This window comes from Streptomyces sp. DSM 40868, assembly GCF_011820545.1.
Classification (GTDB): Bacteria; Actinomycetota; Actinomycetes; order Streptomycetales; family Streptomycetaceae; genus Streptomyces; species Streptomyces eurythermus.
In genome coordinates this window covers 1008693-1032438 of record NZ_CP050504.1, presented here as the reverse complement: position 1 = coordinate 1032438, position 23746 = coordinate 1008693, and the positions used below count along the sequence as shown (strand labels likewise).

Here is a 23746-nt window from a genome sequence, read left to right as displayed (position 1 = left end):
CACGACACCCCGGCCGCACCGCGGTCCCCCTCTTCGCACAGGAGTGGCGACACCCGATGACCAACGACGAAAAGCTGCTCTCCTACCTCAAGCGGGTCTCCGCCGACCTGGCCCAGACCCGCCGGCGGCTGCGCGAGGCGGAGACCCAGGACCGGGAACCCATCGCCATCGTCGGGATGAGCTGCCGCTTCCCCGGCGGCGTGACCACCCCGGAGGAGTTCTGGCGACTCGTCCACGACGGCACCGACGCCATCGGCGACTTCCCCGACGACCGGGGCTGGGACCTCGACGCGCTGTACGACCCCGACCCGGACGCCACCGGCAAGAGCTACGTCACCCGCGGCGGGTTCCTCACCGACGCGGCCGGGTTCGAGCCGGACTTCTTCGGCATCAGCCCCCGCGAGGCGCTCGCCATGGACCCCCAGCAGCGGCTGCTGCTGGAGGTGTCCTGGGAGGCCCTGGAACGCGCCCGGATCGCCCCCGACGCGGTGCACGGCGCCCGCGTCGGGGTGTTCGCCGGCACCAACGGCCAGGACTACAAGGACCTGCTGGCCCGGATGCCCGACGACAGCGAGGCCGCGCTCGGCACCGGCGTGCTGGCCGCCGTCATCTCCGGCCGCATCTCCTACACCCTCGGCCTGGAGGGCCCGGCCGTCACCATCGACACCGCCTGCTCCTCGGCGCTCGTCGCGGTGCACCTCGCCGTGCAGGCGCTGCGCAACAAGGAGTGCACCCTCGCCCTGGCGGGCGGCGCCACCGTGATGTCCACCCCGGGCAACTTCATCGCCTTCAGCCGGCAGCGCGGCCTCGCCGCCGACGGCCGCTGCAAGTCCTTCGCGGACACCGCCGACGGCACCGGCTGGAGCGAGGGCGCCGGCATGCTGGTGCTGGAGCGGCTCTCCGACGCCCGTCGCAACGGTCACGAGGTACTGGCCGTGGTCCGCGGCTCCGCCGTCAACCAGGACGGCGCCTCCAACGGCCTGACCGCCCCCAACGGCCCGTCCCAGCAGCGCGTCATCCGTGCCGCCCTGGCCTCCGCGGACCTCGGCCCGGCCGACGTGGACCTGCTGGAGGCGCACGGCACCGGCACCACCCTCGGCGACCCCATCGAGGCCCAGGCACTGCTCGCCACCTACGGACAGGGCCGCGAACAGCCGCTGTGGCTGGGCTCGGTGAAGTCCAACATCGGGCACACCCAGGCCGCGGCCGGCGTCGCCGGCATCATCAAGGCGGTCATGGCGATGCGGCACCGGGTCCTGCCCCGGACGCTGCACGCCGAGCAGCCCTCCACCAAGGTCGACTGGGCACAGGGCGACATCCGGCTGCTGACCGACAACCGGCCCTGGACCGACCCCGGCCGCCCCCGCCGGGCCGCCGTGTCCTCCTTCGGCGCCAGCGGCACCAACGCGCACACCATCCTGGAGGAGGCCCCCGCCGAGGAAGCCGGGGAAGCCGGGACCGCTGGGGGACCGGGGCAGGCGGAGGCGCGTACGGCGCCGCCGCTGGTGCCCTGGGTGGTCTCCGGCCGCACCGAACGCGCCCTGCGCGAACAGGCCGCCCGGCTCGCCGCCGCCGTCGGCTACCTGGACCCGGTGGACGTGGCGCACTCCCTGGCCGCCACCCGCACCGCCCACCCGTACCGGGCCGTGGTCCTCGGCGCCGGCCGCGACGAGTTGCTGGCCGCCCTGACCGGCGTGGCCGAGGGCGGCCGGGGCGCCGCCTCGGGCCGGGTCCGCAAGGGGCAGACCGCCTTCCTGTTCACCGGCCAGGGCGCCCAGCGCGCCGGCATGGGCCGCGAACTGCACGCGCGGTTCCCGGTCTTCGCCCGCGCCTTCGACGAGATCTGCGCGCTCACCGGCGACGACGAGCTGCGCGACCTCGTCCTCGGCGACGACCCCGGGCCGCTGCACCGTACCGCCCGCACCCAGACCGCGCTGTTCGCCTTCGAAGTCGCCCTGTACCGGCTGCTGGAGTCCTGGGGGATCACCCCCGACTACCTGGCCGGGCACTCCGTCGGCGAGATCGCCGCCGCCCACGTGGCGGGCGTCCTGGACCTGAGGGACGCGACCACGCTGGTGGCCGCGCGCGGCCGGCTCATGCAGGCGCTGCCCGAGGGCGGCGCGATGATCGCCGTACGCGCCACCGAGGAGGAGGTCCGCCCGCTGCTCACCGGCCGGGTCGGCATCGCCGCCGTCAACGGCCCCCGCTCCGTGGTGATCTCCGGCGACGCCGCCGAGGCCGAGGCGGTGGCCGCCCGCTTCGGCAAGAGCCGCCGGCTGACGGTCTCGCACGCCTTCCACTCGCCCCTGATGGAACCGATGCTGGACGGCTTCCGGACGGTCGCCGAGTCCCTGACCTACCACCGGGCCACCCTCCCCGTCGTCTCCAACGTCACCGGCGCGCTCGCCACCCAGGACATCGCCTCCCCCGACTACTGGGTACGGCACGTGCGCGAGGCGGTCCGCTTCCACGACGGCATCCGCGCCCTCGCCGCCGAGGGCGTCACCCGCTACCTCGAAGTCGGCCCGGACGCCGTGCTGACCGCCATGGCCCGCGACTGCCTGACCGCCGACGAGACCGGTACCGGTACCGACGCCGGTGCCGACGCCGTCCTGGCCGCCGCTTCCCGCCGCGACCGCGACGAGACCGAGACCCTGCTCACCGCCGTCGCGCGGCTGTACACCGGCGGCGCCGCCGTGGACTGGACCGCGCTGTTCACCGGCGCCCGCACCGTCGACCTGCCCACCACCGCCTTCCAGCGCGAACGGTTCTGGCCCGAGACCACCGCCACCGCCGGCGACGTCGGCTCCGCCGGACTCGACTCCGCCGACCACCCGCTGCTCGGCGCCGCCACCGTCCTCGCCGACACCGACGGCGCCGTGCTCACCGGCCGGCTGTCGGCGCGCACCCATTCCTGGCTCGCCGACCACGTCGTCGCCGGCCGGATCGTCGTCCCCGGCACCGCCATGGTCGAGCTCGCCGTCCGCGCCGGCGACCAGGTCGGCTGCGCCCACCTGGACGAACTCGCCCTGGAGACCCCGCTGGTGCTGCCCCCGGACGACGGGGTACGGGTCCAGGTCGCCGTCGGCGCGCCCGACGCCTCCGGCGCCCGTACGGTGCACGTGTACGCCCGCGCCGAGAGCCTGCCCGCCGACGCCCCGTGGACCGCGCACGCCTCCGGCCTCCTCACCGCCGGCCCCGCCGCCCCGGGCGCCCGCCTGGACGACTGGCCCCCCGAGGACGCCGAAGCGCTCGACACCGGCGGCCTGTACGAGCGGCACGCCGCCGCCGGACTGGAGTACGGGCCCGTCTTCCGGGCGCTGACGGCCGCCTGGCGGCGCGACGGGGAAGTGTTCGCCGAGGTACGGCTGCCCGAGCGGCCCGCCGCCGACGCGCCCCGCTTCGGCCTGCACCCGGCCGCGTTCGACGCCGCCCTGCACTCCCTCGCCCTGCTCGGCGACGGAACCGCCGACGACACCGCCCGGCTGCCGTTCGCGTTCGCGGGCGTCACCCTGCACGCCACCGGCGCCTCGGTGCTGCGCGCCCGGCTCACGCCCGTCGGCGACCACGCCTTCGCCGTCGACCTGGCCGACGCCGACGGCGCCCCCGTCGCCACGGTCGCCTCGCTGACCTCCCGCCCGCTCACCCACCTCGCCGATCACGACCCCGCCGCCGACGCCCTGTTCACCCTCGACTGGCAGCCGCTGCCCCTGGACACCGACGCCCCCGACCCCGGCCACCGGGTGCTGCACAGCGCCCCCGGGTCCACCCCCGACGCCGTCCGCCAGGCCCTGCGCACCGCGCTCGCCGCCCTCCAGGACGACGACGCCCGCCCGCTCGCCGTGGTCACCCGGGGCGCGGTGAGCGTCGCCGGCGAGGACGTGCCCGACCTGGCCGGCGCCGCCGTATGGGGCCTGGTGCGGTCCGCGCAGTCCGAGCACCCCGACCGGTTCACCCTGCTCGACCTCGAACCCGGCGCGGACGCCGCCGCCGTCCTGCCCGGCGCCCTCGCCACCGGCGAACCCCAGCTCGCCGTGCGCGCGGACACCGCCCGCGCCGCCCGTCTGACCCGCGCCGAACTCCCCGCCGGCGCAGCCGACTTCACCTTCGACCCCGAGGGCACCGTCCTGCTGACCGGCGCCACCGGCGGCCTCGGCCGGGTCCTCGCCCGCCATCTGGTCACCGCGCACGGCGTACGGCACCTCGCGCTGCTCAGCCGCTCCGGCACCGCCGACGACCTGATCGCCGAACTGGCCGCCCTCGGCGCCACCGCGACCGCCCACGCCTGCGACGTCGCCGACCGGGACCGGCTCGCCGCCGTCCTGGCCGGCCTGCCCGCCGACCACCCCCTCACCGCGGTCGTGCACGCCGCCGGCGTCCTGGACGACGGCGTGGTCTCCGCCCTCACCCCCGAACGCCTCGACACCGTCCTCGCACCGAAGGCCCTCGGCGCCCTCCACCTCCACGAACTGACCGGCGACAACGTCCAGTTGGTGCTGTTCTCCTCCGTCGCCGGCACCGTCGGCGCCCCCGGCCAGGGCAACTACGCCGCCGCCAACGCCCTCCTGGACGCCCTCGCCGCGCACCGCCACGCCCACGGCGCCCCGGCCCTGTCGCTGGCCTGGGGCCCCTGGGCACCGGCCGGCGGCATGACCGGCACCCTCGACGAGGCCGACCGGGCCCGGATGACCCGCGGCGGCATGACCGCCCTGTCCGCCGGGGAAGGCACCGCGCTGTTCGACCGCGCCCTGCGCGCGGGCCGCCCCGCCCTGGCACCGGTACGGCTCTCCCTGCCCGCGCTGCGCGCCCAGGGCCCCGGCCTCGTGCCCGTCTTCCGCGCCCTCGCGGGCCGCCCGGTGCGCCGGGAAGCCGCCGCCGAGGGCACCGGCGCCGGCCTCGCCGATCTGGCTGGCCGCCCTGGGCGCCGAGGAGCGCGCCGAGGCGCTGCTGCACACGGTCCGCGCCCATGTCGCCGCCGTCCTCGGGCACGCCGACCCGGGCGGGGTGGAGACCGACCGGGCCTTCAAGGACCTCGGCTTCGACTCGCTCGCCGCCATCGAACTGCGCAACTCCCTCTCCGCCGAACTGGGCCGGCGGCTGAGCGCCACCCTGGTCTTCGACCACCCCTCGCCCGACGCGCTCGCCGCCCACCTCGGCACCCTGGTCGGCGACGCCCCGGCCGCGGCCCGCGGCGCCCGGCGCAACCGCGCCGCCCACGCCGGCGAGCCGCTGGCGATCGTCGGCCTCGCCTGCCGCTACCCGGGCGACGTACGCACCCCTGAGGACCTGTGGCGTCTCGTCGCCGACGGCACCGACGCCATCACCGCCTTCCCCGCCGACCGCGGCTGGGACGTGGACCGGATCGTCGACCCCACCCGCAGCCGCCCCGACACCTCCTACGTCGGCGAGGGCGGCTTCCTGCACGACGCGGGCGACTTCGACGCCTCCTTCTTCGGCATCAGCCCCAAGGAGGCCCTCGTCATGGACCCCCAGCAGCGGCTGCTGCTGGAGACGTCCTGGGAGGCGCTGGAGAGCGCCGGCATCGACCCGCACACCCTCAAGGGCAGCCGCACCGGCGTGTTCGCCGGCGTCCAGTACCACGACTACTTCGGCAGCTTCGGCTCCGGCAGCATCATCTCCGGCCGCGTCGCGTACACCCTGGGCCTGGAGGGCCCCTCCCTGTCCGTCGACACCGCGTGCTCCTCGTCCCTGGTGGCGCTGCACCTGGCCGCCCAGTCGCTCCGGCAGGGGGAGTCCAGCCTGGCGCTGGTCGGCGGTGTCGCCGTCATGGCCACCCCGGAGACGTTCATCGAGTTCAGCCGGCAGGGCGCGCTCGCCCCCGACGCCCGTACCCGCGCCTTCGCCGACGCGGCGGGCGGCACGGTGTGGGGCGAGGGCGTCGGCGTCCTCGTCGTGGAACGCCTCTCCGACGCCCGCCGCAACGGCCATCCGGTACTGGCCCTGGTCCGCGGCACCGCCGTCAACCAGGACGGCGCCTCCAACGGCCTCACCGCCCCCAACGGCCCCGCCCAGGAACGCGTCATCCGCGAGGCCCTGGACAACGCCCGCCTCACCACCGCCGACGTCGACGTGGTCGAGGCGCACGGTACGGGGACGACGCTGGGCGATCCGATCGAGGCGCAGGCGCTGCTGGCCACCTACGGCCAGGACCGCGAACAGCCGTTGTGGCTGGGCTCGGTGAAGTCGAACATCGGGCACACCCAGGCCGCCGCCGGTGTCGCCGGTGTCATCAAGATGGTCATGGCGATGCGGCACGGCGTCCTGCCCAGGACCCTGCACGTGGACAAGCCGTCCACGAAGGTCGACTGGGACGCCGGGAACGTACGGCTGCTCACCGAGGAACGGCAGTGGCCCGCCACCGGCCGCGCCCGCCGCGCCGGGGTGTCCTCCTTCGGTATCAGCGGCACCAACGCCCACGTCATCCTCGAACAGGCCCCGCCCGCCCCCGCCGAGCCCGCAGCCCCCGCACCCGAGGGCCTCGCCGTGCCGTGGCTGCTCACCGCCAGGACACCCGCCGCGCTCGCCGGTCAGGCCGCCGCCCTCCTCGGCCACCTCGACACCCACCCCGGCCTCGACCTGTCCGACGTCGGCTGGTCCCTCGCCACCACCCGCGCCCGCTTCCCGCACCGCGCCTCGATCACCGGCGCCGACCCGGCCGCACTGCGCGGCGCCCTGGCCGCGCTGGCCGACGGCACCACCGCCCGCACCCTCGTCCAGGGCACCACCCCCGGCCGCGCCCGCCCCGTGTTCGTCTTCCCCGGCCAGGGCTCCCAGTGGTCCGGCATGGCCACCGAACTCCTCGAACAGTCACCGGTGTTCGCCGCCCGCATGGCCGAGTGCGCCGCCGCCCTGGCCCCCTACACGGACTGGGACTTCGCCACCGAGCTGCGCGGCACCCTGGACCGGGTGGACGTCGTCCAGCCGCTGCTGTGGGCCGTGATGGTGTCCCTCGCGCACACCTGGAGCGCCTACGGCGTCACCCCGGCCGCCGTCATCGGCCACTCCCAGGGCGAGATCGCCGCCGCCTGCGCGACCGGCGCGCTCTCCCTCGCCGACGGCGCCCGCGTCGTCGCCCTGCGCTCCCAGGCCATCGCCGAGCTGCTGTCCGGCACCGGCGGCATGATGTCGGTCGGCGAGGGCGCCGACGCGGTCCGCGCCCGGCTCGCCGCCTTCGGCGGCCGGCTGTCGGTCGCCGCCGTCAACGGCGCCGCCTCCACCGTGGTCTCCGGCGACGCCGGAGCCCTCGACGAACTCCTCGCCCTGCTGCGCGCCGAGAAGGTCCGCGCCAAGCGCCTGCCCGTGGACTACGCCTCGCACAGCGCCCACGTCGAGACCCTGCGCGTCCGCCTCGCCGAGGTCCTCGACGGCATCGAGCCGCGCGCCACCCGGGTACCGTTCTACTCCACCGTCACCGGCGGCCCCCTCGACACCACCGCCCTCGGCGCCGAGTACTGGTACACCAACCTGCGCGGAACCGTGCTGTTCGAACAGGCGGTACGGGCCGCCGTCGCCGCCGGACACCAGCTGTTCATCGAGGCCAGCCCGCACCCGGTGCTCACCGTCGGCATCCAGGAGACCGACGACGCCGTGGCCGCCGTCGGCTCCCTGCGCCGCGACGAGGGCGGCCGGGACCGGCTGCTGACCGCGCTGGGCGAGGCGTTCACCCACGGCGCCGCCGTCGACTGGGCCGCCGTCGCCGAGGGCCGCCGGCCCCGCCGGGTGCCGCTGCCCGGCTACGCCTTCCAGCGCGAACGGTACTGGCTCGACAGCACCGCCGGCGGCGCCGACGTCACCTCCGCCGGCCTCGCCCCCACCGACCACGCCCTGCTCGGCGCCGCCATGGTCCGCGCCGACACCGAGGGCGCCGTGCTCACCGGCCGGCTGTCCGCGGCCACCCAGCCCTGGCTGGCGGACCACCGGGTGGGCGGCCGGCTGCTCTTCCCCGGCACCGGACACCTGGAACTCGCGCTGCGCGCCGGCGACCAGGTCGGCTGCGGGGACCTCGCCGAACTCACCCTGCACGCGCCGCTCGTCCTGCCCGACCACGGCGCCGTCCAGCTCCAGGTCACCGTCGGCGCGCCCGAGGGAGACACCCGACCGGTCGCCATCTGGTCGCGCCCGGAGAGCCCGGACGGGGAACTGCCGTGGACCCGGCACGCCGACGGCCTGCTCGCCCCCACCGGCACCCTGCCCGTCCCCGCCGACCCGCTCACCGACTGGCCGCCCCGGGACGCCGAACCCGTCCCGCTCGACGGCCTGTACGACGACCTGGCCGGCCTCGGCCTCGGCTACGGGCCGCTGTTCCAGGGCCTGCGCGCAGCCTGGCGCACCGCCGACGGCCTGTACGCCGAGGTCGCCACCGACGCCGCGCCCGACGGGTTCGCCCTGCACCCGGCGCTCTCGGACGCCGCGCTGCACACCGTCGGCCTCACCGACGCGGCCGGCGAGGAGGCCCTGCTGCCGTTCGCCTGGTCCGGGGTACGGCTGCACGCCACCGGGGCGACCGCGCTGCGCGTCCGCGTCCGGCCCACCGGAGAGGGCACCGTCGCCCTCACGCTCGCCGACCCCACGGGCGCCCCCGTCGCCACCGTCGACGCCCTCACCCTGCGGCCCCTGCGCACCGAGGCACTGGCCGCCGCGGCCCGAACGCCCCGCGCGGGCGCGCTGTACCGGGTCGAGTGGGTCCCGGCCCCGCCGGTCACGGAGGCCGCCGGTCCGGTGGACGTGGTGCGCGCCCCGGCCGGGGTGAGCGCCGCCGAGACCCGGGCGGCCGTCGACGCGGTCCTGGACGGGCTGCGCGCCGGGCTGGCCGACGACCGCCTCGCCGACACTCCCCTCGTCGTCGTCACCGGCACCGACCCGGCGGGCGCGGCCGCCGCCGGCCTGGTCCGCTCGGCCCAGTCGGAGAACCCCGGCCGGATCGTCCTCGTCGAGTCCGACACGCCCCCGGCCCCCGAACGCCTCCCCGAGGCGGCGTCCCTCGGCGAACCCCACGTGGCGTTCCACGAGGACACCTGGAAACTGCCGCGTCTGACCCGCGTCACCACGGAAACCCCGGCCGCCGACGGTTCGGCGGCGACTGACACCGGGTCCGTACGAGCTGCCGCCGGAGCCACGGTCGCTGACGGGGCACACGCGGCTCCGGCCGCCGGGTCCGCCTCGGCCGCCGAGGGTGCCGACGCTCTTTCCCCGGCTTCCGCCGGGCCCGTTCCGGCCGCCGGAACAGCCGGCCCGGCCGAGACGGACCCCGCACCAGTGCCGGTCTCCGGCAAGGCCGCCGCGATGGACGCCGGTGACCCCGCTGTCACCGCCCCCGTGCCGGCCGAAGGCGACACCGCCGACACCACCCCCACCCCACCCGAAGCAGAGACCACCGTCCCGGGCGGCGGCTTCGGCACCGGTACCGTCCTGGTCACCGGTGCCACCGGTGCCCTCGGGCGGATCGTGGCCCGGCACCTGGTCGCCGAGCGGGGGGTGCGGAGTCTGCTGCTGGTGAGCCGGAGCGGCGGCGCCGACGACCTGGTCGGTGAACTCACCGCGCTGGGCGCCGAGGTGACGAGCGTCGCCTGCGATGTCGCCGACCGCGCCGCGCTCGCCGCCGTACTGGACGCCGTACCCGCCGGCCGGCCGCTGACCGCCGTGATCCACGCGGCCGGTGTCCTCGCCGACGGGGTGCTCTCCTCGCTCACCCCGGAGCGGCTCGACACCGTGTTCCGGCCCAAGGTCGACGCCGCCTGGAACCTGCACGAACTCACCGCCGGCCTGGACCTGTCGGCGTTCGTGCTGTTCTCCTCCTCCGCCGCCACGCTCGGCTCGCCCGGCCAGGCCAACTACGCCGCCGCCAACGCCTACCTCGACGCCCTCGCCGTACACCGCAGGGCGCTCGGACTGCCCGCGCACTCCCTGGCCTGGGGTCTGTGGGCGCGGGCCGGCGGGATGACCGGCGCCCTCGGCGACAGCGACCTCGGCCGGATCGCCCGCGGCGGCGTCGCCCCGCTGGAGACGGAGGAGGGCGTCGCCCTGTTCGACGCCGCCGTGCGCGGCGCCGACCCCGCCGTGCTGCCGGTGCGGCTGGACCTGGCCGCGCTGCGCGCCCAGGGCACCGACGCGGCCCCGCTGTTCCGTACCCTGGTGCCCGTACGCAGGGCCGGAGCGGCCGGTGCGCGCGGCGCGGCCGGCGGCGCCGACGCGCTGCGCGAGCGGCTCGCCGGACTGCCGGCAGCCGAACGCGAGCCGTTCCTCACCGACCTCGTGCGCGGCCAGGTCGCCACCATCCTCGGCTACCGCTCCGGCCAGGACGTCGACCGCACCCTGGCCTTCCGGGAACTCGGCTTCGACTCCCTGGCCGCCGTCGAACTGCGCAACCGGCTCACCACGGCGACCGGCCTGAAGCTGCCCGCCACCCTCGTCTTCGACCACCCCACACCCGCCGTCCTCGCCCGCCACCTGCTGGGCGAGCTCACCGGCACCCTCGCCGCGGCACCCGCCCGCACCGCCCCGCGAGCCGCCGCCGACGACGAGCCGATCGCCGTCGTCGGCATGGCCTGCCGCTTCCCCGGCGGCATCGCCTCCCCGGAGGACCTGTGGCGGCTGGTCGCCGAAGGCCGGGACGCCATCGGCGAGTTCCCCACCGACCGCGGCTGGGACCTCGACCGCCTCTACGACCCCACCCTGGACCGCCCCGGCACCAGCTACACCCGGCACGGCGCCTTCCTGTACGACGCGGCCGGCTTCGACCCCGCGTTCTTCGCCATGGACGACGAGGAGGCCCTGGTCACCGACCCCCAGCAGCGGCTGCTGCTGGAGACCTCCTGGGAGGCGCTGGAGCGCGCCTCCATCGACCCCGCGACCCTGCGCGGCTCCGACACCGGCGTGTTCGCGGGCGTCATGTACCACGACTACTTCGGCAGCTACGGCTCCGGCAGCGTGGTCTCCGGCCGGGTCGCCTACACCCTCGGCCTGGAGGGGCCCACCCTCAGCGTCGACACCGCCTGCTCCTCCTCGCTGGTCGCGCTGCACCTGGCCGCGCAGGCGCTGCGGCAGGGCGACTGCTCGCTGGCGCTGGCCGGGGGAGTGACCGTCATGGCCACCCCGGGCACCTTCGTGGAGTTCAGCCGGCACCGGGGCCTGTCCCGGGACGGCCGCTGCAAGCCGTTCGCGGACGCCGCCGACGGCACCGGCTTCGGCGAGGGCGCCGGCGTGCTGCTGCTGGAGCGGCTCTCCGACGCCCGCCGCAACGGGCGCCGCGTCCTCGCGGTGCTGCGCGGCACCGCCGTCAACCAGGACGGCGCCTCCAACGGCATCAGCGCACCCAACGGGCCCGCGCAGCAGCGCGTCATCCGCCGCGCCCTCGAAGCGGCCGGTGTCGCCGCCGCCGACGTCGACGTGGTCGAGGCGCACGGCACCGGCACCACCCTCGGCGACCCCATCGAGGCCCAGGCGCTGATCGCCACCTACGGCAGCGAGCACACCGACGACCGCCCGCTGTGGCTCGGCTCGGTCAAGTCCAACCTGGGCCACACCCAGGCCGCCGCCGGAGTCGCCGGCGTCATCAAGATGATCGAGGCGCTGCGCCACGAGACGCTGCCCGCCAGCCTCGGCGTGGACCGGCCCACCCGGCACGTGGAGTGGGAGGGCAGCAACGTCCGGCTGCTGACCGAGAACCGCCCCTGGCCGGACCCGGGCCGCCCGCGCCGCGCGGGCGTCTCCTCCTTCGGCATCTCCGGCACCAACGCCCACGTCATCATCGAGGCAGCGCCCGCCGGGGCACCGGCCGAAGAGCCCGCCGGAGAGCCCGCCGCACCGGCCGGCGGCACCGTGCCGTGGCTGCTGTCCGGGCACACCCCCGACGCCCTGCGCGCCCAGGCCGCCCGGCTGCTGGACCACCTGTCCGCCGCCCCGGACACCGACCCGCACCGGCTCGCCGGAGCGCTCGCCCACGCCCGGACCCGGCTCGGCCACCGGGCCGCCGTCCTCGGCCGCACCCGGGACGAACTGACCGCCGGACTGCGGGCCGTGGCCGAGGGCCGCACGCCCCCGGCCGGGGCCCTCGGCACCGCCGCCGACGGCCGGCTCGCCTTCCTCTTCTCCGGCCAGGGCTCGCAGCTGCCCGGCATGGGCACCCGCCTCGCGGCGGCCTTCCCCGCCTTCGCCACCGCCTTCGACGAGGTCCGCGCCCACCTCGATCCGCTGCTGGAGCGCCCCCTCGCCGAGGTGCTGGACTCCGCCGAGCTGCTGGAGCGCACCGAGTACACCCAGCCCGCGCTGTTCGCCGTCGAAGTGGCCCTGTACCGGCTGCTGGAGTCCTTCGGCGTACGGCCCGACCTGCTCGCCGGGCACTCCGTCGGCGAGTTCGCCGCCGCCCACGCCGCCGGCGTGCTCGGCCTGAAGGACGCCTGCGCGCTCGTCGCCGCCCGGGGCCGCCTGATGCAGGCCCTGCCCGAAGGCGGCGCGATGATCGCCGTACGCGCCACCGAGGAGGAGGTCGTGCCGCTGCTCGGCGACGGCGTCGGCATCGCCGCCGTCAACGGGCCCGCGTCCCTCGTCGTCTCCGGCCCCGCCGGACCGGCCCGCGCGCTGGCCGCCCGCTTCGACCGCACCAGGGAACTCGCCGTCAGCCACGCCTTCCACTCGGCCCTGATGGAGCCCATGCTGGCCGAGTTCGGCGAGATCGCCGCCGCCGTGTCGTACGGGACCGCGCGCATCCCGCTGGTGTCCACCCTCACCGGCGCCCCGGCCGCCCCCGACGAGCTGTCCCGCCCCGAGTACTGGGTGCGGCACGCCCGCGAGGCCGTCCGCTTCGCCGACGCCGTCACCGCCCTGCACGACGCCGGAGTACGGCACTTCGCCGAGGTCGGCCCCGGCGGCGCGCTGACCGCCGCGGCCGGCGAGTGCCTGCCCGACCAGACCGCCGTCGTACCGCTGCTGCGCAAGGACCGCGAGGAGACCGACGCGCTGCTCGCCGGGCTCGCCGCGCTGCACGTGCGCGGCACGGACATCGACTGGACGGGCCTGCTGCCCCACCGCGACGGCTTCGACCTGCCCACCTACGCCTTCCAGCGCACCCGCTACTGGATGACCGGCGACCCGGCCCCGGCGCACCCGGCCGACGGGCACCCGCTGCTCGGCACCGCCGTCGAACTCGCCGGCACCGACGGCGTCCTGTACACCGGGCACCTGTCCCTGACCGGACAGCCGTGGCTGGCCGGCCACCGCGTCGGCGGGGCGGCGCTGCTGCCGGGCACCGCCTTCGTGGAGATGGCCCTGGCCGCCGGGGCCCGCGCCGGCTGCCCCGCGGTGGAGGAGCTGACCCTCGCCGAACCGCTGCTCCTGCCCGAGGACGGCGCCGTCCGCCTCCAGTGCACGGTCGGCGCACCCGACGCCACCGGCGCCCGCGCCTTCCGGGTGTACGCCGCCCACGGCGACGGCGACCCCTGGACCACCCACGCCACCGGTGTGCTGCGGCCCGCCGGGGAACCGTCCGCACCCGGCACGGCCGCCTGGCCGCCGCCCGGCGCCGAACCGGTCGCCCTGGACGGCGTCTACGAGCGGCTGGCCGAGCTGGGCGCCGAGTACGGGCCCGGCTTCCAGGGCCTGAAGGCGGCCTGGCGGCACGGCGAGGAGGTCTGCGCCGAGGTCGCCGTCCCCGGCGGCACCGAGGGGTTCGCCCTGCACCCGGCGCTGTCCGACGCCGCCCTGCACGCCATCGCGCTGCGCGCCGGGACCGAGGAGCGCATGACACTGCCGTTCGCCTGGAGCGGCGTGGAGCTGTACGCGCCGGGTGCGACCGCCCTGCGGGTGCGGATCGCCCCGGCCGGCGCGGGCGCGGTACGCGTCGAGGCCGCCGACGCCGCCGGGCGGCCGGTGCTGCGGGTGGCGTCGCTGGCGCTGCGGGCGGTGGACCCGGAGCGGATCGCGGCGGCCGCCGCGGGCGGCCACGACGACCTGTTCGCCCCGGACTGGGTGCCCGTCGCCGTGCCCGCGGCCCCGCAGGCCGGGCGGTGGACCGTCTGCGGCCCCGGCCGCGGGGACCTGGCCGCCGCCCTGGCGGGCGAGGTCGCCGAGGTCACCGTCGCCGCCGATCCGGCCGAGGCCGCCGCCCACGGCCCCGACACCCTGGTCGTCGTCCACCCCGGCGGCGCGGACCCGGACGCGGTCCGGGCCGGCCTGCGAAGCCTGCTCACCCAGGTGCGCGACTGGCTGGCCGACCCCCGGTCCGCCGACTCCACCCTGGTGGTGGCGACGCACGGGGCGACCGGCCCCGGGGACGTCACCGATCCCGGTGCCGGCGGCGCGTGGGGCCTGATCCGCTCCGCCCAGTCCGAGCACCCCGGCCGCCTCGTCCTCGCCGACCTGGACGGCACCGAGGCATCCCGCCGGCTGCTGCCCGCCGCCGTCGCCTCCGGCGAACCCCAGCTCGCCCTGCGCGACGGCGCGGTGCACGTCCCCCGGCTGGTGCGCGCCCCGCGCCTGCCCGAGCCCGCCCCGGCGGACTTCTCCGGCGGCGTCCTGGTCACCGGCGGCACCGGCGCCTTGGGCGGGCTGGTCGCCCGGCACCTGGTCACCGCGCACGGCGCCGACCGGCTGGTGCTGCTCAGCCGGAGCGGGCCCGAGGCACCCGGCGCGGCCGGGCTGCACCGGGAACTGACCGCGCTCGGCGCCGAGGTGACGCTCGTCGCCTGCGACGCCGCCGACCGCGCCGCCCTCGCCCGGGTCCTGGACGAGCACCCGGTCACCGCGGTCGTGCACACCGCGGGCGTCCTCGCCGACGCCGTGCTGACCTCGCTCACCCCCGAACGGCTGGACACGGTGCTGCGGCCCAAGCTGGACGCCGCCTGGCACCTGCACGAACTGACCCGCGAGCGGCCCCTGACGGCGTTCGTGCTGTTCTCCTCGGCGGCCGGTCTGCTCGGCAGCCCCGGCCAGTCCGGTTACGCCGCCGGCAACGCCTTCCTCGACGCCCTCGCCGCCCACCGCAGGGCGCTCGGCCTGCCCGCCGTCTCGCTCGCCTGGGGCGCCTGGGCGGGCAGCGGCGGCATGGCCGACCGGCTCACCGGCACCGACGCCCGGCGCGTCGCCGCCGGCGGGGTGCTCGCCCTGGACGCGGAGGCCGGGCTCGCCCTGTTCGACACGGCGACCGGCCGCCCGGAACCGGTGCTGCTGCCGGCCCGCCTGGACCTCGCCCCGCGCGACCCGGCCCGCGTCGCCCCGCTGCTGCGCACCCTGGTGCGGGCGCCGCGCCCGGCCGGCCCGGCCGCCCCGCCCGCCGCGACGGCACTGCGCCGCGAACTGGCCGGCCTCGCGCCCGAGGACCGCGCCGAACGGCTGCTGCGGCTGGTCCGGGACGAGGCCCGTACGGTCCTCGGCACCGAGGAGTTCGAGGACGGACTGCCCTTCAAGGACCTGGGGTTCGACTCGCTGACCGCCGTGGAGTTCCGCAACCGGCTCAACGAGGCCACCGGCCTCAGGCTGACCGCCACCCTCGTCTTCGACCACCCCACCCCGGCCGCGCTCGCCACCCACCTGGGCGCCGAACTGGCTCCGGCCGTCCAGGACGGCCCGCGTGCCGAGGAGGACACGGTACGGGCCGCGCTCGCCGCGATCCCGGTGGCCCGGCTGCGGGAGGCCGGTCTGCTGGACGGCCTGCTCGAACTGGCCGGACTGCGGCCCGCGCCGGACCCGGCCGGCGACGGCCAGGCCGGCCCCGCCCCGATCGACGCGATGGACGCCGAGAGCCTGATCAGCATGGCGCTCGACGGCCTCGGCGGGGACGACGACGCCCTGTGACGACGCCCGCGACAAGGAAGAGGACCATGGCCGAGTCCGAGATGCCGGACACCAGGATGGTCGAGGCGCTGCGCGCCTCGCTGAAGGAGATCGAGCGGCTGCGGGAACGCAACCGCGCGCTGACCGCGGCGGCCCGGGAACCGGTCGCGATCGTCGGCATGGCCTGCCGCTACCCCGGCGGTGTCCGCTCCCCGCAGGACCTGTGGAAGCTGGTCGCGGACGGCGGCGAGGGCATCACCGCCTTCCCCGACGACCGGGGCTGGGACCCCGGCCTGTACGACCCGGCCCCGGGCACACCGGGCCGCTCGTACACCCGGCAGGGCGGATTCCTGCACGACGCGGGAGACTTCGACGCCGCCTTCTTCGGCATCGCCCCGAACGAGGCCCTCGTGATGGACCCCCAGCAGCGGCTGCTGCTCGAAGGTTCCTGGGAGGCCCTGGAGAACGCGGGGATCGACCCCGCGACCCTGCGCGGCTCCCGCACCGGCGTGTTCGCGGGCGTCATGTACCACGACTACTTCGGCAGCTTCGGCTCCGGCAGCATCGTCTCCGGCCGGGTCGCCTACACCCTCGGCCTGGAGGGGCCCACCCTCAGCGTCGACACCGCCTGCTCCTCGTCCCTGGTCACGCTGCACCTGGCCGCGCAGGCGCTGCGGCAGGAGGAGTGCGCGCTGGCGCTGGCCGGGGGAGTGACGGTGATGGCCTCGCCGGGCACCTATGTGGAGTTCAGCCGGCAGGGCGCGCTCTCCCCGGACGGGCGGTGCCGCTCCTTCGCCGACGACGCGGCCGGCACCGGGTTCTCCGAGGGGCTGGGCGTCCTGGTGCTGGAACGGCTGTCGGACGCCCGGCGCAACGGCCACGAGGTGCTGGCCGTGCTGCGGGGTTCGGCCGTGAACCAGGACGGTGCCTCCAACGGGCTGACCGCGCCGAACGGTCCGTCGCAGCAGCGGGTGATCCGGCAGGCGCTGGCCTCGGCCCGGCTGACCACCGCCGACGTGGACGTGGTGGAGGCGCACGGCACGGGGACGACGCTGGGCGACCCGATCGAGGCGCAGGCGCTGCTGGCCACCTACGGCCAGGACCGTGAACAGCCGTTGTGGCTGGGTTCGGTGAAGTCGAACATCGGGCACACGCAGGCCGCCGCGGGTGTCGCCGGTGTCATCAAGATGGTGATGGCGATGCGGCACGGCGTCCTGCCCAGGACGCTGCACGTGGACGAGCCGTCCACGAAGGTCGACTGGGAGGCGGGGAACGTACGGCTGCTGACGGAGGAACGGGACTGGCCGGCCACCGACCGGCCGCGCCGGGCCGGGGTGTCCTCCTTCGGCATCAGCGGCACCAACGCGCACGTCATCATCGAGGAGGCACCCGCAGAGGACCCGGCGGACGGCGAACCGGACGCCCCCGTCGTCGTCTGGCCGCTGTCCGCCCGCTCCGCACCCGACCTGCCCGCCCAGGCCGAACGGCTGCACGCCTTCCTCGCCGGCCGGCCCGGACTCCACCCGGCGGCCGTCGCCCGCGCCCTCGGCACCCGGCGCACCGCCTTCGGCCACCGGGCGGCCGTCACCGGCACCGGCCGGGAGGAACTGCTGGCCGGGCTGCGCGCCCTCGCCACCGGAACGCCCGCGTCCGGCGCCGTCACCGGCCGGGCGCGCTCCGGCATCCGTACCGCGTTCCTGTTCACCGGGCAGGGCGCCCAGCGCCCCGGCATGGGCCTGGAACTACGCGCCCACTACCCGGTGTTCGCCGACGCCTTCGACGCGATCGAGACCCGGCTCGGCCTGGACCTGACCGGGGTGCTCGCGGGCGACGACCCCGACGCCGTCCACCGCACCGAGTACGCGCAGCCCGCGCTGTTCGCCTTCGAGGTCGCCCTGTTCCGGCTGCTGGAGTCCTTCGGCGTGCGGCCCGACCTGCTCGCCGGGCACTCCGTCGGGGAGATCGCCGCCGCCCATGTGGCCGGCGTCCTCGACCTGGACGACGCCTGCGCCCTGGTCGCCGCGCGCGGCCGGCTGATGCAGGCGCTGCCGGAGGGCGGGGCGATGGTCGCCGTGAAGGCCACCGAGCAGGAGGTGCGGCCCCTGCTGGACGACCGGGTCGCCCTCGCCGCGGTCAACGGCCCGGACTCCGTGGTCCTCTCCGGCGAGGAGGAGGCGGTGCTCGCCGCCGCCGAGGGCTTCCCCAGGGCCAGGCGGCTCACCGTCTCGCACGCCTTCCACTCGCCCCTGATGGACGGCATGCTCGACGAGTTCCGGGCCGTGGCCGAGAAGCTGGCCTTCCGCCCCGCGCGCATCCCGCTGGTGTCCACCCTCACCGGCCGCCTCGCCGGGGACGGGCTCCTGAGCGACCCCGGCTACTGGGTGCGACACGCCCGGGAGACCGTCCGGTTCGCCGACGCCGTCACCGCCCTCGCCGACGCCGGCGCCGGCCGCTTCGTGGAACTCGGCCCCGACGCCCACCTCACCGGCCTCGCCCGCGCCTGCCCGGCGGCCGACAGGCGCCGTCCTCGTCGCACTCGGCCGCCGCCACGGCGGTGAACCCGCCGCGCTGGCGTCCGGCCTGGCCCGCCTGCACACCGACGGCCTCGCCCCCGACTGGGCCGCCCTGTTCCCCGGCACGGCCCGCGCCGAACTGCCCACCTACGCCTTCCGGCACACGCGCTACTGGCTGAACGCCGACGTGCCCCTCACCGCCGGCCCCCTGGCCGAGCCCGTCCCGCCCGCCCGGCCCACCGCCCCCGGGGACACCGGGCCGTTGCGGCGACGGCTGGCCGGTGCCGGGCCGGCCGAACAGGAGGCCCTGCTCACGGACCTGGTCCGGTTGCAGACCGCCGCCGTCCTCGGCCACACCGGACCGGAGGCCGTCGAGCCCGACGCCGTCTTCCTGGAGATCGGCCTGGACTCCGTCACCGCCGCCGAACTCCGCGCCGCCCTGGGCGCCGCCCTGGACACCACCGTGCCCGCCGGTGCCGTCTTCGACCACCGCACCCCGGCCGCCCTCGCCGCCGCCCTGCGCGCCCACCTGGCCGGCGGACCGGCGGCCCCGGACGGCAGCGGCGACCTCGAATCGGTCGGCGGCCTGGTGCGGCGCGCGGCGGCCGACGGACACATGGACCAGGCCATCGAACTGCTGCGCACCGTCGCCGGGATCCTCCCCGGCTTCTCCCGCCTGGCCGAACTCGGCGACCTCACCGACCCGGTGCGGCTGGCCACCGGCCCCGCCGAGCACCGGCTGGTCTGCCTGCCCTCGCCGATGGCCCTGGGCGGCGCCCACCAGTACGCCCGCCTCGCCCGGCACTTCGAGGGCCGCCGGGACCTGCTGGTGCCCACGATGCCCGGCTTCGGCCCCGGTGAACCGCTGCCGCGCTCGGTGGACGCGGTGCTGGAGGCGGTCGTCGAGGGCATCCGCCGGGCCTGCCCGGACGAACGGCCGTACGTGCTCGTCGGCTACTCCTCCGGCGGCCAGTTCGCCCACGCGGCGGCCGAGATCATGGAGAAGGCCGGCCGGCCGGCCGCGGGCGTGGTGCTGCTGGACACCTACCTGCCCGGGGACGACGGCAAGGACGAGCTGTGGCGGCAGATGTTCGACGGCATGCTGGCCCGCGAGTCCGCCCTCGGCGGTTTCGGCACCGCCCGCCTCGCCGCGATGAGCCGCTACAGCGACCTCATCCAGCACTGCCCGCCGGGCGTGCTGACGGCGCCGGTGCTGTTCGTACGGCCCACCGAGTCCTTCGCCACCGGGCCCGGCACCGGGGACTGGCGGGCACTCTGGCCCGCCGAGCACCGGCCGGCCGACGTGCCCGGCACCCACTTCACGCTGCTGGAGGACCACGCGGAGACCACCGCCGAGGCGGTCGAGGCATGGCTGGCCGCCGGGCCGTGCTGAGCCGGCGCCGCCGGAAAAGCGGCGGACAGCGGACGAGGTGCGGACATCGTCCCGCGCGGGCGGCCGAAAGGCCGCCCGCGCCCGCATATCTCCCTTATTCGGCGACCTCGCGGAAATGCGACACCCATGCCTCGATATCACATCGGATACTGTCGGGGTCGACTCCTAATCGCGCGGCGATTTCGTCCGCCGCCGATTCCGGCTGCCAGTCGCCGCGCTGAAGCGCCAGCCACATCGTCGTACCGCGCGGACCGCACCGGTGGCGCTTCCCGGTGCGCCGGGAGAACAGCTCCAGATAACCATCGGGCCGGACGCTCGCGGTCAGCTCGTGATCAGGCCTCCTGGCCATGGGACTTCCCATCTATCGTGGATTTATCCGGTCGGTTTCGACCGTACCCGCAGTCACGCCCCGGGACACGGGTGGCAATCGGCCCTTTCCGGGGGGAGCCAGATATGCGGTCGAGGTGGTGACACCTCTGCACAAAAATGGCGTCACCCCTGCACAAAGATGGAGACATCGCCGTACACATGTCACCGGAATACTGCCGAAACCTGGACCGGGAAGGTAGAGAAACCTCTACCTCGAACCGGGCGGACAATGCCAATGTGCCGCGGGCGTGCCGTTCCTAATCTGGTCCCCAGACATCGCGTGAGAGACGCGTCAGCCCCGAGGGAGCCCCAGTGCACACTTCACACGACCTCCGCCGGACGGAGGCGGTACGGCTGGACGCCGTGTCGAAGATCTACGGCCGGGGAGACGGCCAGGTGGCCGCGCTGCGCGAGCTCACCATGAGCTTCGCCGACGGCACCTTCACCGCCGTGATGGGCCCCTCCGGATCCGGCAAGTCCACCTTCCTGCACTGCGCCGCGGGACTGGTCCAGCCCAGCTCCGGCACGGTCACCGTCGGCGGCACCGACCTCGCCGGACTGGACGACACCCATCTGACCAAGCTGCGCCGCGACCGGATCGGCTTCATCTTCCAGTCCTTCAACCTGCTGCCCGCGCTGACGGTCATGCAGAACATCACGCTGCCGCTGCAACTGGCCGGACAGCGGCCCGACAAGGCCCTGATCCGCACCGTCGTCCAGCGCGTCGGCCTCGCCGAGCGGCTCGGCCACCTGCCGGCCGAGCTGTCCGGCGGCCAGCAGCAGCGCGTCGCCATCGCCCGCGCCCTGGTGACCCGCCCCGCCGTCGTCTTCGCCGACGAGCCCACCGGCGCCCTGGACACCCGTACCGCCGCGGCCGTGCTCGGACTGCTGCGCGAATCCGTCGACACCGCCCGCCAGACCCTGGTCATGGTCACCCACGACCCGGTCGCCGCCTCCTACGCCGACCGCGTGGTCTTCCTCGCCGACGGCGCCTTCGCCGGCGAACTGCACCGGCCCACGGCCGACGCGGTCGCCGCCCGGATGACCAGGCTCGGCGCCTGGGAGGACGACACCCGCCGGCAGAGCGCCCCGCAGCACTCGGGAGGGCGGTACTGATGTGGCGCCTGGCACTGCGCACCCTGAAGTTCCGCCGGACGAGCTTCGTCGCGACCTTCCTCGCCATGTTCCTCGGCGCCGCGATCGTCATCGGCTGCGGCGGCCTGATGGAGACCGGAGTCCGCATGGCCGCCGCACCACAGCGCCTGGGCGAGGCCCCGGTCGTCGTCACCGGTGAACAGACCTACGACTCCAGCGCGCTGACCGAACGGCACCGCATCGACGCCGGCCTGGCCGGCGAGGTGGCCCGGGCCGAGGGAGTGCGCACGGCCGTGCCCGACGTGTCGTTCCCGGCCACCGTCCTCAAGGACGGCAAGCCGCTGACGGAGAAGTCCGCGTCGTACGGCCACGGCTGGGCGAGCGCCCGGCTCACCCCCTATACCCTCGCCGCCGGGAAAACCCCCGTCACCGGCGGCGAGGCCGTGCTCGACGCCGGGCTGGCCCGGCGGGCCGGTGCCCGCCCCGGTTCCTCGGTCGACATCGTCGTCCGGGGCACCGCCCACCGGTTCCGGGTCAGCGGCATCGCCGAACAGCGCGGCGACCACAACCCCGACGCGGCCGTGTTCTTCACGGACGACCGGGCCCGCGCCCTCGCCGGCGGCCGGATCGACTCCGTCGCCGTGCTGCCCGAGCCCGGCACGAGCGCCGCCGCCGTCGCCGACGCGGTGCGCGCCGAGGTCGGCGACCGCGCCGAGGTCCTCACCGGCGAGCGCCGCGGACTGGCCGAGCTGCCCGGCACCCTCTCCAGCCGGCGCACCGTCGTCATCCTCTCGGCGGTCTTCGGCTCCTCGGTCGTCCTGATCGTCATGTTCGGCGTCGCCTCCACCCTCGGCCTCTCCCTCCAGCAGCGCGCCCGCGAGATGGCCCTGCTGCGTGCCGTCGGCTCCACCCCGAAGCAACTGCGCCGCATGATCCTCACCGAGACGGCCGTGCTGTCGGTGGCCTCCGTGCTGCTCGCCCTGGCGCCCGGCTACGCCATCGGACGGCTGCTGTTCAAGGTGCTGACCTCCAGCGGCGTGGTGGCACCCGCCATCACATACCACGCCGGCCCGCTGCCGATGGCCACCGGCGCCGCCGTCACCGTGCTCGCCGCGGCCGGCGCCACCCGGTTCGCCGGACGGCGCGCGGCACGCACCGAACCGGTCGCCGCGCTGGCCGAATCCACCGCCGGCAGCCGCTGGTTCAGCCTGCCCCGGCTGCTGCTCGCGCTGTTCTTCCTCGCCAACGGCATCGGCCTGGCCATCGCCACCGCCACCGTGATGGAGGACGGCCCCACCCTCGCCAGCACCGCCGGACCCGCCTCCGTGCTGTTCTGCGTCGGCCTCGCCCTGCTCGCGCCCGGCCTCACCAAGGCCATGGTGGCGCTGCTGCGACCGCCCGTACGGGCCCTGTCCGGGCTCTCCGGGCAGCTGGCGCTGCGCAACGCCGCCACCGCCCACGTCCGCATGGCGGGCGCCGTCGCACCGATCGTCCTGCTCATCGGCATCGCCACGGGCACCCTGTACATGCAGTCCACCGAGAACCACGTCTCGCGGACCTCCTACGACGAGAACATCCTCGCCGACTACGTCCTCGACTCCACCACGGGCGGATTCGCGCCCGGCGTCGTCGCCACGGTGCGGGCCACGCCCGGGGTGGCCGCGGCCTCCGAGTTCGTCACCAGCCGGGGCTTCGTGGACCGCCCGGGCGGCCCGGCCGACACCGATCTGCGCGGAGTCTCCGCGGAAGGGGTGCGCCAGAGCCTCGACCTGCCCGTGGTCGCCGGCTCCCTGGAGGACTTGCGGGGCGACACCGTGGCCCTGTCCGAGAAGAAGGCCCGGGAGTACGGGGTACGGGTCGGCGACCGGCTGCCGCTGCACCTCGGCGACGGCACTCCGCTACGGCCCACCGTCGTGGCCCTCTACACCGACAACCCCAAGCAGCAGTACCTCACCCTGCCCGCGGCCACCCTCGCCCCGCACACCGGCGACGGCCTGCCGCACCAGATCCTGGTCCGTGCCGCGCACGGCACCGGCACCGAGGTCCACGACCGGCTGGCCGCGCTGGCCGCCCGGGTGCCCGGCACCGAGCTGGACGACAGCTCCTCCCTGGCCGGCCGGAACAACCAGATCCAGCAGATCCTGGTGTCCGCGAACTACACCATCGTCGCCATGATCGTCGGATACGCGGCCATCACCGTCGTCAACACCCTGGTGTCCGTCACCCGCAAACGGCGCGCGGAGTTCGGTCTCCAGCGGCTCACCGGCGCCACCCGCGCCCAGGTGATCGGCATGCTGACCGTGGAAGGCGCACTGATCGGCGTCGTCGCCACCGTCCTCGGCACCCTCGCCTCGGCGACGACCATCGTCCCCTACAGCCTCGTCAAGAGCGGTTCGTACCTGCCCTCCGGATCCCTCGGCATCTACCTCGCCATCGTCGGCGGGTCCCTGCTGCTGGTGTTCGGCGCCACGCTGCTGCCCTCCTGGCGCGGCATGCGCAGCCCCGCCGTGGACACGGTGAAGGCCGCGTGAGCCGCGTCGCCCCTGCCGGGCCGTCCCCGCTTCCCCCGGGCGGGGGCGGCCCCGGCGCA

Annotated in this window: 5 protein-coding genes and 2 pseudogenes; 6 read left to right on the top strand and 1 reads right to left on the bottom strand. The window is 76.2% G+C overall.

Annotated elements, in window-relative coordinates; translation table 11 throughout:
* The first annotated feature begins 56 nt into the window (after nt 1–56).
* From HB370_RS41335 to HB370_RS04445, 4 genes and pseudogenes are all read left to right on the top strand, one after another.
* The gene (locus HB370_RS41335; protein ID WP_244405417.1) at nt 57–5282 is read left to right on the top strand and encodes a type I polyketide synthase; all 5226 of its coding nucleotides are present in this window, start codon (nt 57–59) and stop codon (nt 5280–5282) included.
* 1 nt (nt 5283) lies between these two features.
* Nucleotides 5284–6243: pseudogene (locus HB370_RS41710) on the top strand (polyketide synthase); the annotation flags it as partial.
* A gap of 12 nt (nt 6244–6255) precedes the next feature.
* Nucleotides 6256–15807, top strand: a complete 9552-nt coding sequence (locus tag HB370_RS04450; protein ID WP_348273525.1) for an SDR family NAD(P)-dependent oxidoreductase — start codon at nt 6256–6258, stop codon at nt 15805–15807.
* Between the two features lie 26 nt (nt 15808–15833).
* Nucleotides 15834–19692: pseudogene (locus HB370_RS04445) on the top strand (alpha/beta fold hydrolase).
* Nucleotides 19693–19786: 94 nt separating this feature from the next.
* On the opposite strand, the gene HB370_RS04440 reads toward HB370_RS04445, so the two are convergent.
* Complete coding sequence (locus HB370_RS04440) at nt 19787–20041, bottom strand: hypothetical protein (RefSeq protein WP_030793650.1); 255 nt, start codon at nt 20039–20041, stop codon at nt 19787–19789.
* Nucleotides 20042–20373: 332 nt separating this feature from the next.
* Here HB370_RS04440 and HB370_RS04435 point away from each other — a divergent pair, with 332 nt between their 5' ends.
* Complete coding sequence (locus HB370_RS04435; protein WP_030793653.1) at nt 20374–21177, top strand: ABC transporter ATP-binding protein; 804 nt, start codon at nt 20374–20376, stop codon at nt 21175–21177.
* Nucleotides 21177–23687, top strand: a complete 2511-nt coding sequence (locus tag HB370_RS42435; protein WP_030793656.1) for an ABC transporter permease — start codon at nt 21177–21179, stop codon at nt 23685–23687. The genes HB370_RS04435 and HB370_RS42435 overlap by 1 nt, the downstream gene beginning before the upstream one ends.
* The last annotated feature ends 59 nt before the right edge of the window (nt 23688–23746 follow it).